This is a genomic window from Massilia sp. CMS3.1 (genome assembly GCF_051262535.1).
Taxonomy (GTDB): domain Bacteria; phylum Pseudomonadota; class Gammaproteobacteria; order Burkholderiales; family Burkholderiaceae_D; genus Telluria.
Genome location: NZ_JBIMES010000008.1, coordinates 174,102 through 186,888 on the forward strand (window position 1 = coordinate 174,102; position 12,787 = coordinate 186,888).

13 protein-coding genes are annotated in these 12,787 nt (G+C 65.3%); 5 read left to right on the top strand and 8 right to left on the bottom strand.

The genetic code is table 11. From position 1 onward, the window contains the following. Positions 1-86 precede the first annotated feature (86 nt). Genes ACHAC9_RS14840 through ACHAC9_RS14850 form a run of 3 tightly spaced genes read right to left on the bottom strand, consistent with a single transcriptional unit; the run spans position 87 to position 1,740 of the window. On the bottom strand, positions 87-389 hold the full coding sequence (locus ACHAC9_RS14840; protein ID WP_435760783.1) for a hypothetical protein: 303 nt from the start codon (positions 387-389) through the stop codon (positions 87-89). Further along, positions 386-1,198, bottom strand: coding sequence for a hypothetical protein (locus tag ACHAC9_RS14845; RefSeq protein WP_435760785.1), 813 nt, complete (start codon positions 1,196-1,198; stop codon positions 386-388). The genes ACHAC9_RS14840 and ACHAC9_RS14845 overlap by 4 nt, the downstream gene beginning before the upstream one ends. Positions 1,199-1,203: 5 nt before the next feature. Continuing rightward, positions 1,204-1,740 carry a DUF882 domain-containing protein gene (locus ACHAC9_RS14850; RefSeq protein WP_435760787.1) on the bottom strand — a complete coding sequence of 179 codons (537 nt, stop codon included), beginning with the start codon at positions 1,738-1,740 and terminating at the stop codon, positions 1,204-1,206. A 119-nt stretch (positions 1,741-1,859) separates the two neighbouring features. On the opposite strand from ACHAC9_RS14850, the gene ACHAC9_RS14855 reads away from it, so the two are divergent. Then, entirely contained in the window at positions 1,860-3,038 is a 1,179-nt protein-coding gene (locus ACHAC9_RS14855) for a PQQ-dependent sugar dehydrogenase (protein WP_435760789.1), read from the top strand. A 302-nt stretch (positions 3,039-3,340) separates the two neighbouring features. Here ACHAC9_RS14855 and ACHAC9_RS14860 read toward each other — a convergent pair whose 3' ends face one another. Further along, on the bottom strand, positions 3,341-4,327 hold the full coding sequence (locus ACHAC9_RS14860) for an LLM class flavin-dependent oxidoreductase (protein WP_435760790.1): 987 nt from the start codon (positions 4,325-4,327) through the stop codon (positions 3,341-3,343). 163 nt (positions 4,328-4,490) lie between these two features. Between ACHAC9_RS14860 and ACHAC9_RS14865 the strand changes: the two genes are divergently transcribed. Together ACHAC9_RS14865 and ACHAC9_RS14870 are read left to right on the top strand one after the other, a co-directional pair. After that, complete coding sequence (locus tag ACHAC9_RS14865) at positions 4,491-5,732, top strand: serine hydrolase domain-containing protein (RefSeq protein ID WP_435760791.1); 1,242 nt, start codon at positions 4,491-4,493, stop codon at positions 5,730-5,732. A gap of 131 nt (positions 5,733-5,863) precedes the next feature. Further along, positions 5,864-6,409 (top strand): hypothetical protein, encoded by a 546-nt coding sequence (locus ACHAC9_RS14870; RefSeq protein ID WP_435760792.1) that lies wholly within the window; start codon positions 5,864-5,866, stop codon positions 6,407-6,409. A 78-nt stretch (positions 6,410-6,487) separates the two neighbouring features. Here ACHAC9_RS14870 and ACHAC9_RS14875 read toward each other — a convergent pair whose 3' ends face one another. The 4 genes from ACHAC9_RS14875 to ACHAC9_RS14890 form a co-directional block, all read right to left on the bottom strand. Continuing rightward, entirely contained in the window at positions 6,488-6,826 is a 339-nt protein-coding gene (locus tag ACHAC9_RS14875; protein WP_435760793.1) for a zinc ribbon domain-containing protein YjdM, read from the bottom strand. Between the two features lie 69 nt (positions 6,827-6,895). Beyond that, positions 6,896-8,518 carry a methyl-accepting chemotaxis protein gene (locus ACHAC9_RS14880; protein WP_435760794.1) on the bottom strand — a complete coding sequence of 541 codons (1,623 nt, stop codon included), beginning with the start codon at positions 8,516-8,518 and terminating at the stop codon, positions 6,896-6,898. Between the two features lie 183 nt (positions 8,519-8,701). After that, entirely contained in the window at positions 8,702-9,280 is a 579-nt protein-coding gene (locus ACHAC9_RS14885; RefSeq protein ID WP_435760795.1) for a lipocalin family protein, read from the bottom strand. Positions 9,281-9,433: 153 nt separating this feature from the next. Continuing rightward, entirely contained in the window at positions 9,434-9,943 is a 510-nt protein-coding gene (locus ACHAC9_RS14890; RefSeq protein ID WP_435760796.1) for a host attachment protein, read from the bottom strand. 456 nt (positions 9,944-10,399) lie between these two features. Here ACHAC9_RS14890 and ACHAC9_RS14895 point away from each other — a divergent pair, with 456 nt between their 5' ends. Then, positions 10,400-10,600 (top strand): DUF2905 domain-containing protein, encoded by a 201-nt coding sequence (locus ACHAC9_RS14895; RefSeq protein ID WP_435760797.1) that lies wholly within the window; start codon positions 10,400-10,402, stop codon positions 10,598-10,600. A gap of 124 nt (positions 10,601-10,724) precedes the next feature. Continuing rightward, on the top strand, positions 10,725-12,785 hold the full coding sequence (locus ACHAC9_RS14900) for a M13 family metallopeptidase (RefSeq protein WP_435760799.1): 2,061 nt from the start codon (positions 10,725-10,727) through the stop codon (positions 12,783-12,785). The last annotated feature ends 2 nt before the right edge of the window (positions 12,786-12,787 follow it).

Here is a 12,787-nt window from a genome sequence, read left to right on the forward strand (position 1 = left end):
TCCACTGAAAACGGAACGTCGGTGGAGCCAATTCTGCCAGCGTTGTTGAACGGGCCGCGCACGCCAGCGCAGCGACCGGTCGTGAATCAGGGTGCGGAAGGCGGCCGCTGGCGGGTTTTGACGACGACCCCGGCTGGGTCGATCAGGATGACGAATTCGGCAAAGCGGCCGCTGCCTGCGGGCGACTGGTAGAGCCAGGCCTCGAAGCCGCTGTCGAACACTATGCTTTTGGTTTTGCCGAAGCTGGCGAGCAGCTCGGCCTTGGTGGTGCGGCCGGGCACGATGGAGGTGGCAAGGCGCTCGGCCGCTACCTGGGTGCCGGGCGTGCTCTGGCCGGTGGCGCAGCCGGCCAGGACCAACGTTGCAAGGAGCAGGGCGCGGGTCTTCATTGGACTGCCTGCGCGGCCGGCGCCGCGTCCGTCATGTACTCGAACTCGACCAGGGTATCGTCGGGCCAGGTCTTGTCCCAGAGCGGCGCGTAATACGTGCGGTCGAGCAGCACCTGGCAGTCGCAGAAGCGCAGCATCTCGGGCGTCTGATCGCCGCCGGCATACAGCATGATAAAAGGCAGATCCTCGACCCGTGCGCCTGCCCGCAGGCGCACGCCGAACAGCGGGCGGTCCGCGAAGAACAGGTAATTGCCGTCGGGGCTGTTGCACACCTGGTCGGCGCTGAGCAGCGCATTCGAGAGCCAGGCGAACATTTCCGAATTGTTCGATACCAACCCGGCTTCGGTGCCGACGCGGCACTCCAGGCGCAGGTCGCCAAGGCGGCGCGCAGCGGGCGGCAAGCCAGGGCTGCGGATCATCGCGCGCCAGGTCATGCTGGTGGTCGTGCGGTTGGCAAGCACGGCTGCGTCTTCGCGCAGGGCCTGCTCATTCCGGGGAAGGACAAAACTGTGGTCAGCGCCGATCGGGACCGGGACCGAGACCGTGTCGCCCGCCACACGCAGCGTGATGCCATCCATTTTCACGTCGGGCGTGCGCGGCAGCAACTGGAAACGCAGGGAGGCGTTGGGGGCGAAGGCATGTTCGCGTTCGAAGCGTTCCATGCCGTTGATCATCTTGCGGTAGGATTTGTCGACCGGATCGCGTGTCGTGGAGACATTGACCTTCGCAATTGGTTCCTGCGCTGCAACCGCGCCCGCTGCCGAGCATGCGGCGAAGACGAGCGGGAGGCAACGCAGGAGGGGGCGCATGCTGCTTACCAGTAACGGACCCGGCCGGTGTCCATGTGCACGAACTGCGAGTCCGGGTAGTAGCCGACCCCGCCGCCGCGCATCGACATGGCCGCCTTGTGCAGCTGGGCCAGGTTCTTGCCCGGCACGCGGATGTCGATGGCCTTGCCGTCCATGTGCATGCTGTGCTTGGCCACGCCGCCGGAAGCGGCCGCCAGCTTGGCGTTCGATTCCGGCGAACGGTAGCCGGAAATGATGTGCAGCACTTGCGAGTCGCCGAATTTTTCGCTGACGTCGTTGAGCAGGACGATCAGTTTCGGGTCCATTTCCGCAATCTTGTCGTTGCGATGGTCGCGCAGCAGTTTGTTGATGTCTTGCAGCGCATCAGGAATGAACTTGCCTTCGGCCCAGAAAACACTACGCAGGCTTTCACCAGTATGGGTGTTGTACAGGCGTAAGGCGCGCTCGGCAGGAGCAGGCTGGGCTGCTTTTACCAGGCCCGGCACACTGATCGCGGATGCGAGCACAACAGAGCTTTTGAGGAAAGAGCGTCGCTGGTTCATGGGAACATCCTTACGCAAGGTCAAAAAAAGAGTATACCCCGATTTTGCTATCTTTGCAGTCGATGCGCGGGTTTTGCACTACGATGGCGGTTGATTAACAACTTTTACAGGAGATTTGCATGCAATTCAGTCAACAGGGGCGCCTCCGGCGCACAACGTCAGCTCTGGCTTTGCTGGCCGGCAGCGCACTGCCGGCACTGGCTCAGGTCCAGGCCACGGGAGAGCCGCCGTCGGTGAAGGGCTGGCGCACCGAGACGGTCACCGACGCGCTGCCGCAAGCCTGGGCCATGACCTGGCTGCCGGATGGGCGCATGCTCGTGACCGGCAAGGAAGGAACGCTGCACCTCGTCACCGGAGGCAAGGTACAGGCCGTGCCGATGGAAGGCTTGCCGACCCTGATGTCGAGCGGGCAGGGCGGCCTGCTCGACATCACGGTCCACCCGGCCGACAAGGGGCCGAACCTGCGTGTCTACATGACGATGGCCAACGGCAGCAGCAGCGACAACCGGACCATCCTGGTGCAGGGCAGCTTTGATGGCAAAAAGGTTTCAAGCATCAAGACATTGTTCAGCGCCTCCCCATCGAAAAGCGGCGGCCAGCACTTCGGTTCGCGCCTGGCATGGATGGCGGACGGCACGCTGTTGATGAGCATTGGCGACGGCGGTAATCCGCCCCAGCGCGTGGGCAACATGCTGGCGCGCGACCAGGCGCAGAACCTGGGCAGCCACAACGGTGCGATCCTTCGCTTGAACGCCGAGGGCAAGCCGGCGCCCGGCAATCCGCTGGCCGCGCGCCCGGGTGCGCTGCCGGAGATCTGGTCGTATGGCCACCGCAATGTGCAGGGTATGGTGCTCGATGCGGGCGGGCGCGTGTATGCGAGCGAGCACGGGCCCCGCGGCGGCGACGAGATCAACCATGTCGAGGGCGGCAAGAACTACGGCTGGCCGCTCCAGAGTTTCGGCCTGGACTACAGCACGCGCGTGCCGGTCGGCAAGGGCAGCGTGCCGGGCATGGCCGACCCGCTGGTGGTGTGGTCGCCGTCGCCGGCGCCGTCGGGCCTCGCGGTGTACACCGGTACGGCCTTCCCGCAATGGCGCGGCAGCCTGTTCAGCGGAAGCCTGGCCGGCATGGATCTACGCCGCGTCGAACTCGACAAGGACGGTAAAGTGGTGCGCCAGGAAAAGCTCGACATCGGCAAGCGCGTGCGCGACGTGCGCCAGGGGCCGGACGGCCACTTGTACGTGCTGACCGACGAGGGCAATTCGCGCCTGCTGCGCATCGTGCCGGACAAGTCGTAGGCCTTGCCCGGCTGCCGCGGCCGTGCGCCGCGGCGCCGGCGTTTCGCCGATGATTTGACCTTCAAAACGGCAACATGGGGTGCACGCTGGCCCCCTATTCAAGCGAAACCGTGCTCGGCAACTTATGTCTCGCTGGCGGGTGGGCTCTTGAGCCCACGCGGCTGCACCGGCCGCCTATCGGAGGCTTTCGATTCATATGCGAATGCTGCCAACCCGGTGCATGGCGATTGATGTGCGACCGGTAAACCCCGTGGGCACGAGTGCCCACCGGACGATTTGCCAAGATCGACATCAAAACGCCCTTATGCCGCTTCCCGGATCTGCGCCGTGATCTCGTACGAGCGCAAGCGCGCCGCATGATCGAAAATCTGCGACGTGATCATCAGCTCATCGGCCTTCGTGTGCGCAACGAAGGCCTTCAATTGCGCCGCCACCGTCTGTGGCGCGCCGATTGCCGAGCATGACAGCACCGAATCGAGCATCGCCCGTTCCTGCGGCGCCAGGATATCGAGGTAGCCGCGTACCGGCGCTTGCAGGCGCGATGGACGGCCACTGCGCAGGTTGACGAAGGCCTGCTGCATCGAGGTGGCCTGGAAGTGCGCTTCCTCGTCGGTGTCGGCGGCGAACACGTTAAAGCCGAGCATGACGTGGGGCTTATCGAGCTGGCTTGAGGGCTTGAAGTTGGCGCGGTACAGTTCGATTGCCTGCATCATCATTTGCGGCGCGAAGTGCGAAGCGAAGGCATACGGCAGGCCGAGGTGGGCGGCGAGCTGGGCGCCGAACAGGCTCGAGCCGAGGATCCACAGCGGCACGTTCAGGCCGGCGCCGGGGATGGCGCGCACCTGGCGCCGCGGCGAGTCGGCGAAATAATCCTGCAACTCGAGGACGTCCTGCGGGAATTCGTCGGCATCCGACGCCAGGTTGCGGCGCAGGGCGCGTGCGGTGATGTGGTCCGAGCCGGGCGCGCGGCCCAGGCCCAGGTCGATGCGGCCAGGGAACAGCGACTCGAGCGTGCCGAACTGCTCGGCAATCACGAGCGGCGAGTGGTTCGGCAGCATGATGCCGCCGGCGCCGACCCGGATGGTCGAGGTGCCGGCTGCAACATAGCCCATCAGCACCGAGGTGGCGGCGCTCGCGATACCCGGCATGCCGTGGTGTTCGGCAAGCCAGAAACGGTTATAAGCCCAGCGCTCGCCATGTTGGGCGAGGTCGAGGGAATGGTGGAAAGAAGCACGTGCATCGCTGCCTTCGGCAATGGGCGACAGGTCGAGTATGGAGAATGGAATCATGGGTTTTATGATACGCCGAAGGATATTTTCCCGCTGGCCGCGCCTCCATACCGGAGCGCTGCGGGGCCTCGGCGTAAAGATTGACCGCCAGAACCTGCCTGTCTATCATGGCCGCCTTGTGCAGCCGCGCAGCGCGCGCCACCTCCTTCTGCCCGGATTCTCCATGCGACCCCGATTCTTCCGCCGCCTCCAGCGCCAGGGCGCGCTCGCCACCGCCGGCCTTGCCGTGCTGGCCGCCGGCTGCACCCCATTGCCGCATCTGCAAGACACGGCGTTTCACCTCGACAGCGCGCAACTGGCGCACATCGACGCCGCCATCGAGGAGGCAATCGCCGGGCGCCGCCTGCCGGGCGCGGTGTTTCACCTAGAGCGAGGCGGCGCTGTTCATCAACGCGGCTATGGCCGTCTTACGTACGAACCGGACGCCCCGGCTGTCACGACGGCCACCGTCTTCGACGCCGCCTCGCTCTCCAAGGTGCTGGCGACGGCGCCGTCGATCCTGCTGCTGGCCGAGGACGGCAAGCTCGACCTGGACGCGAAGCTGGCCGATTATTTTCCGGGCTGCGCCGGCGGCGGCAAGGACGCGATCACGATTCGCCACCTGCTGACCCATACCTCGGGCCTGGCCGCCGGACTGCCCGCGAAACCGGCCTGGCGCGGCGCCGAATCTGCCTACGCCAAAGCCTGCGCGCAAACGGTGACCGACGTGCCGGGAACCTTCTTTCGCTATTCGGATATCAACTACATCCTGCTCGGCCAACTCGTGCGGCGCGTGTCCGGCATGGAACTCGACGCCTTTGCCCGCCAGCGCCTGTTCGCCCCCTTACGCATGAAGCACACCGGCTACCTGCCGCTGCGCCGCATGGCGGCCGCAGGCATCGCGCCGACGCACAGGGCACCGGTCGACAAGGCCGCACCCGCACCGCACAGCGACCTGGGTGCCGGGGCGTCCATGCAGGGCGAGGTCCACGATCCGACCGTGCGCCGCATCGGCGGCGTGGCGGGCTCGGCGGGCGTATTCAGCACCGTGGGCGACGTCGCCCGCTTCGCACGCATGCTGCTTGGCGGGGGCGAACTCGATGGCGTGCGGGTGCTGTCGTCCGAGAGCGTGCGCCTGCTCACGACTGTGCAGACCCCGCCCGGCATCGCCGCGCTGCGCGGCCTGGGCATGGACATCGACTCGCCCTTCGCCCAGCGTCCGCGCGGCGCTTTGTTCCCGCTCGGCAGCTACGGCCACACCGGGTTCACCGGCTGCGTCCTGTGGATCGATCCCGGTTCGCGCAGCTTTTACGTCTTGCTGTCGAACCGCGTTTACCCGGACGACAAGGCCAATGTACTGGAGCTGTACGACGCGCTCGGCACGCTGTCGGCACGAGCGGCAGAACGCGATACTGCCGCACCCTGACCCATGCCGGATATTTTTCCGGCAGGCTAGCGTGCGCTGCTCCCACGTCGACCTCACTAGACTCGGCCCTCTCAATTATGTCATTGATATTGTTGAGCTTTTTTTTAAGCCCCAACCATTCGGAGATGAATATGAAAATGCATAAATTATTGAAAGGCCTGCTGGGCGCCTCGGTTGCCGCTGCCATGGCGACCTCGTTCAACGTGAGCGCACAAACCACCAGCACCACCGACCAGAGCGGCAGCGCGTCGGGCCAGACCGGCTCGCAAGCGGGTGACCAGACCTCGGGCAGCTCGACAAGCGGCACCACGAGTTCGAGCAAAAAGCAGAAGAAACACAAGAGCAAGTCCGGCAGCAGCGATGCGAGCGGCAGCAGCTCCAGCGGCGCATCGAGCACCGGTTCGATGGGCACCAGCGGTAGCGGCAGCGCCAGCGGCACCAGCGGCACGATGGAAAGCGGCACGACCGGCGCCACGGGCACCAGCGGTTCGATGGGCAGCGGCGCAAGCGGCACGGGCGGTTCGACGGGTACCGGCACGGGCGGAACGTCGGACACCAGCGGATCGAGCGGCACCTCCGGCACCAGCGGCACCTCGGGTACTTCCGGCACGAGCGGGACTTCGGGGACGTCGGGCACCGGCACCGGCACCACGACGACCGGCACCACTGGCCGCTGATGCCTTTGCGCAGGGCCTTAGTAAAAACACCAGCCCGCGGGCTGGTGTTTTCGTTGATGCAGCGCGTAGCGTCAGGGTTCAGACCTTGCGCACGAACTCCGTCTTCAGGCTCATCGCCCCGAAGCCCTCGATCTTGCAATCGATGTCGTGGTCGCTGTCGACCAGGCGGATATTCTTGACCTTCGTGCCCTGCTTGATGACGCCGCCCGAGCCCTTCGGTTTCAGGTCCTTGATGACGGTGACCGTGTCGCCGTCCTGCAGGATGGTGCCTGACGCGTCGCGGTAGACGCGCGCCGCATCCAGGCCGGCGCCGGTGTGCGCCGCCCATTCGTGGCCGCATTCGGGGCAGACCAGATTCGTGCCGTCCTCGTAGGTGAAGGCGGAGTGGCAGGCGGGGCAGGGTGGCAGGGAGTTCATGGGAGAGGGCGGATAGGGAAAGGGGCGAGTATATCGCCCCGGGTGCGGCCCCGGTGGAAGCAGACCCGATCAGGCGTGGCGCAAGGCCAGCGACGGCGCGCGCCGTACAGCCGGCGCCGGTGCCGCGGCAACACGCGACGCGCCGTCATCGAAGCGGAAGGTCGACACCAGGGAAGAGAGCGCGTGCGACTGTTCGCGCAGTGCTGCGGAGGCAGCCGCCGCTTCCTCGACCAGGGCCGCGTTCTGCTGGGTGACCTGGTCCATCTGCGCGATTGCCACGTTCACCTGTTCGATGCCGATCGACTGCTCCTGGCTGGCCAGGGCGATGCCCGACACGATGGCAGTGACGCGGCCGATGCTGTCGACGATGTCAGTCATCGTGGCGCCGGCGTCGGCGACCAGGCGGCTGCCTTCCTCGACCTTGCCGGCCGAGTCGCCGATCAGGGCCTTGATTTCCTTCGCGGCGCCGGCCGAACGCTGGGCCAGCACCCGCACTTCGGAGGCGACGACGGCAAAGCCGCGCCCCTGCTCACCTGCGCGCGCCGCTTCCACCGCGGCATTCAGGGCCAGGATATTCGTCTGGAAGGCGATGCTGTCGATCACGCCGATGATATCGACGATCTTTTTCGACGCTGCCGTGATCGCGTCCATCGTCTCGACGACGCGGCCGACCGTTGCGCCGCCGCGGCCGGCAACGGTCGAGGCCGACTGGGCCAGGGCATTCGCTTCGCGTGCATGCTCGGCATTCTGGCGTACGGTCGAGGTCAGTTCTTCCATCGAGGAGGCGGTTTCTTCGAGCGCGCTGGCCTGCTGCTCGGTGCGCGAGGACAGTTCCAGGTTGCCGGCCGTGATCTGGTCGGCGGCGTCGGCGATCGTCGCGGTGCCGCTGCGCACCTGGCTGACGATGCCGACCAGGTTGTCGTTCATATCCTTGAGCGCACCCATCAGGGCGCCGGTCTCGCCCGTGCCCGTTTGGACGATGCGGCTGCGCAAGTCGCCCGTGGCCACGGTCTGGGCCACGCCGAGCGCCTCGCGCAGGGGTACCGCGATCGCGCGGCCGATGAAGAAGGCGAAGCCGATGCCGGCCAGTAGCGCCACGGCGGCGAGACCGACCAGCAGGCGCCGTCCCGAGGCAAAGCTGTCGGCGATCCGGGCCGTGTCGTCCAGCACTGCCTTTTGCTGGTGGTCGAGCAGGGCGCGCAGGCTGCCGACATAGGCATTCACCTTCGGCACCATATCGCTGTCGAAAAAGGCCGAGGCAGCGTCCAGCTGGCCATCGGCCTTGTGCTTGAACGCCGTCTTGCGCGCTGCGCGATACGCTTCCCGTGCCTTCACCACATCGGAAAACAGTGCGCCGGCAGCCGGATCGCTCGCCACGCTGCCCTTGATCGCAGCCTGCAATTCGTCGGCGCGTTTCGAGGAGACCGTCATCGCGTCGAGGAAGAATTTTTCGTCGGCCGGATTGGCCAGCTTGGCCGCGGCGAGCGTGCGTGCGGCGTTCGTCTCGACCACCGACAGCCATTCCTGCAAGTGGTCGGCGCGGTGCATGCTCTCGCCCGTCAGGCGCATGGTGAGGGCGTCGGCCTTGTTCATCTGGATGACGCCAACGCCGGCCAGCACCAGCATCAGGCTCAGGACGGTGCCGAAGCCGGCAAGGAGGAGGGTACGAATCTTGAAGTCATTCAGTTTCATGGAGCGCCTTACCACACAGCCAGACGTGGCAAAAATGTTAAACTTCCAAAGTTTCCACGTGGAAACCCCGATACATTCTTGCACTTCCTGATGATTACGTCTTTTTAATCGCTGTCGGCAGGCGAATTTGCATGCATGTGTAGCTTCAAGGCAACGGAATCCACACTGCTGTCAGTGCACGGCTTATTCCTGGGGCGTGCGCACCAGTTTGCGCACATCGAGTCCCTGGCCCGACAGGCGCGCCACCAGCGCGTCGTACGCCGGTTTGCTGACCGTCGGCGTGCGCGACAGGATCCACAGGTACTCGCGGCCCGGTTCGCTGACGGCCGCCAGGCCGTAGTTGCGGTCAAGGTCGATGACCCAGTAGTCGCCCCAGACCATCGGGATAAAGGACAGCAGCGCCGGCGCGAAGCGCACCTTCAGACGCGGCGAGTTCGCGGCGCCGACCTGGCGCGCAACGCCGATGGCGACGTCGGTACCGCCATCGGCCAGGCGGCAGCGGTTCTCGACCTGCACCCGGCCGTCGGGCAGGGCGGTATAGGTGGCTTTGGTAAAACCGGCGCACTTGCGCTGGAACCGGTTCGGGAACTTCGCGATCTCGTACCATTCGCCGAGGTAGCGCGGCAGGTCGAGCGAGGGAATCGTCGCCAGGTCGCTGCGCGGGTTCGCCTCATTGCTGGCCGCCCAGGCCTTCATGCCGAGCAGCACGACGGATGCCAGCAGCGTTCCCTTGATCAGGGTCGGGGTCAATCGCTTGTTCATGGTGTGTCCTTGTTCATCGATATCACCATGGTAGGGCGCAACGAGGAACGCGGCCGCACGAATCGCCCTTGCGCGCCATGGCGCCTGCCGCGCAGGCGAAAAAAAAACGCCAACCTGTGCGGATTGGCGTGACGGGGGCTGACCCCGATTCGTTTATTCTGCGGACTTGGCCTGTGCCGCCTGCAACTGTTCGCGCAGCTGGTGGACGGGAACCTGCGTGTAGTCCTTGTTGAATTCCTGCTTGATCACCGCCTTGACGTGCGAGTCGAGGTTATTGCGCAGGGTACCGAGGAACTGCGGCGAGGCCGAGATCACCAGTTGCTGGTAACGGCCTTCCTGCTGGGCTTTGAGCAGGTATTGCGAGAGGTCCTTCGCAAACAGTTCGGTTTCGTGCTCGGCGGGCGTCTGGTTCGGTTCGTACTGGCTGCTTGGCGCACCGGCGTTGGCGTTGTGATGTGCCCCGCCGCCCTGCGCACCGCCAATGTTGTGGCCGCTCTTGCCCGCCGCCATCGTTCCGAGGCGGTCGGTCTCGGCTTCATTGGCGCGCAGGCGCGCACCGTTGTTGACCATGTCTTCCATTTCCTTCAGCGGTTCGGCTGGACCGTCTTCGGAGAAGAACCGTGCGCGGCCTGCATTGGCCGTGATAATCCAGGTTGTTGGCATGCTACCCCCTGTCAATAGTGAATCATGAATGATGTGAGATCCCGCGGCCAGGCACTATTCGGCCTGGTCCGGGCGCAAACGCGAAAGACCGACGATTGCATACAGATGAGCCCTGTCAGGGTCCGCCGATGCCTGCGCACACCCGGCATGGGCACTGCGCACGACGGCAGCCAACCGACCGTCGTAACGGAGGGCGGAACACGAATGAAACCAGATCAGCGTGACGCGATTCATCTGCATTCAATCGTCGCGTAAATCGAGTATAGCACCGCGGTTCGCTACCCCGACGCACCCCTTGCACGCCCCTTGCACGCCCTGTGCGCGCCCCTTTTGCGCGCCGCCCGGGCCGCCACCTGGGGCAGAATGCAGGTGCGCATCCGGCGCCCACAGGAGACCGACCATGACCCGCCAATACGCGTTCCGCGCGCCCAAGCTTCACCCTGCGGAAAGCGCCTCATGCAGCGCACGCTGATCGTCATCGGCCTCGTCATCGCGGCCATCGGTCTCGCCTGGCCCTGGCGGCGCCGGCTTCCCCTCGGCCGCCTGCCGGGCGACATCCACGTCGTGCGCGAGGGCTTCAGTTTCAGCTTCCCCGTCGTCACCTGCATCGTCATCTCGATCGTCATCTCGCTCATTCTCTGGATCTTCCGGCGCTGACCACGCCTGTATTGACAGGCGTGGCGGGAAAACCCGTGCACATGGGATTGCTCCGCTCATCCTTGGCAGTACCCGTCTTTTCCATTACGATCGTTCGATGACAACATCGACATACGGAGCAACCATGACGCGCAGCTTGTGCAGCACCCTGATTGCGGGGCTGTTCGCCGTCGCCTCCCACGCCGGGGCTTCCGACGATCACCCGAAGGCATCGGTGACCGTTGCGGCGGCGGCCTCGGGCGTCGACGTCGCCGCGATCGACACCGGCGTGCGCGCACAGGACGACTTCTTCCGCTACAGCCAGGGCAAGTGGCTCAAGGACGTCGAGATCCCGTCGGACCGTGCGAGCTGGGGCGCCTTCAACGACGCCCAGGACCGGGTCGAAAACCAGGTGCGCACGATTATCGAAGGGGCCGCTGCAGAGAAGGGCGCGCGCGCCGGCTCGAGCGCGCAGAAGATGGGCGACTACTACACCAGCTACATCGACGAGGCGCGGCGCAACGCACTGGGACTGACGCCCCTGAAGGCAGAACTGGCGCGCGTGGCGGCATTGAAGGACAAGCGCGGCATTGCGCAACTGTCGGCGCATTTCTCGCGCATCGACGCCGGCGCGCCGATCGACATGTCGGTGCACCAGGACGAGAAGGATTCGGCGCGCATGATCGTCGACGTCAGCCAGTCGGGCCTGGGCCTGCCGAACCGCGACTACTACCTGCAGGACGACGCGCACCTGAAGGACATCCGCACCAAGTACCAGGCCCACATCGAGAAGATGCTGGCGCTGGCCGGCCACGCGCATGCTGCGCAGGAAGCGGCGCAGATCGTGGCGCTGGAAACGCAGATCGCGCGCGCGCAGTGGAGCGCCGTCGAGAACCGCGATCCGGTCAAGGGCTACAACAAGATGAGCTTCGCGCAAGTGAAGGAACTGGCGCCGGGCTTCGACTGGAACGCCTGGATGAAGGGTCTGGGCGTGGCAGGCAAGGTCGATTCGCTGGTCGTCAGCCAACCGAGTTTCGTCGCTGGCCTGGACAAGATCATCGCCGCGACGCCGCTGGAAGTCTGGCGTGCGTATTTCGAGTTCCGCCTGCTGAGCGCCTACGCGCCTTTCCTGTCGCAGGCGTTTGTCGACGAAAGCTTCGCCTTCCGCGGCGCCGTGCTGGCGGGGACGAAGGTGAACCGCCCCTTGGCGAAGCGCGCGATCGCCCAGGTCAACCGGGATTTGAGCGAAGTGGTCGGCAAGGTGTATGTCGAACAGCACTTCCCGGCCGAGCGCAAGCAGCAGGTCGAAGCGATGGTCAAGAATTTCGTGATCGCCTTCCGCGAAGGCATCCAGAGGCTCGACTGGATGACCGACGAGACGAAGAAGCAGGCCCAGTTGAAACTGTCGAAGATGAAGGCGAAGATCGGCTACCCGGACAAGTGGCGCGATTACGCGTCGCTCAAGATCGCCCGCAATGACCTGGTCGGCAACGTGATGCGTGCGCGCGAATTCGCGCACAACTACAGCATCGACAAGCTCGGTAAACCAGTCGACCGCGCCGCCTGGAGCATGTCGCCGCAGACCGTGAACGCCTACTACAGCGCGGCGCTGAACGAAGTCGTGTTCCCTGCCGCGCGCCTGCAGTATCCGCTGTACGACGCCAAGGCCGAGCCGGCGGTCAATTACGGCGCGGTCGGCATCTCGATCGGCCACGAGATCAGCCATGCGTTCGACGACAAGGGTTCGCAGTTCGACGGCGACGGCAACCTGCGCAACTGGTGGACGAAAGAGGACGCGGAAAAATTCGCCGCGCGCGGCAAGGTGCTGGTCGCCCAGTACGGCGCCTACAGCCCGCTGCCGGGCTATAACGTGAACGGCGAGCTGACGCTGGGCGAGAACATCGCCGACAACGCCGGCGCCATCATGGCCAGCCGCGCGTATAAAATTTCGCTGAACAGCCAACCGGCGCCCGTGATCGACGGCTTCACCGCCGAGCAGCGCCTGTTCATGGGCCTGGCCCAGGCCCGGCGCGGCAAGGCACGCGACGCCGCCCTGATCTCGCAGGTGAAATCGGACCCGCACTCGCCGTCGGAATTCCGCGTCAACGGCAGCATGCGCAACCACCCGGGCTTCTACGAAGTCTATGACGTGAAACCGGGCGACAAGATGTACCTGGCGCCGGAGCAGCGCGTGATCTTCTGGTAAGG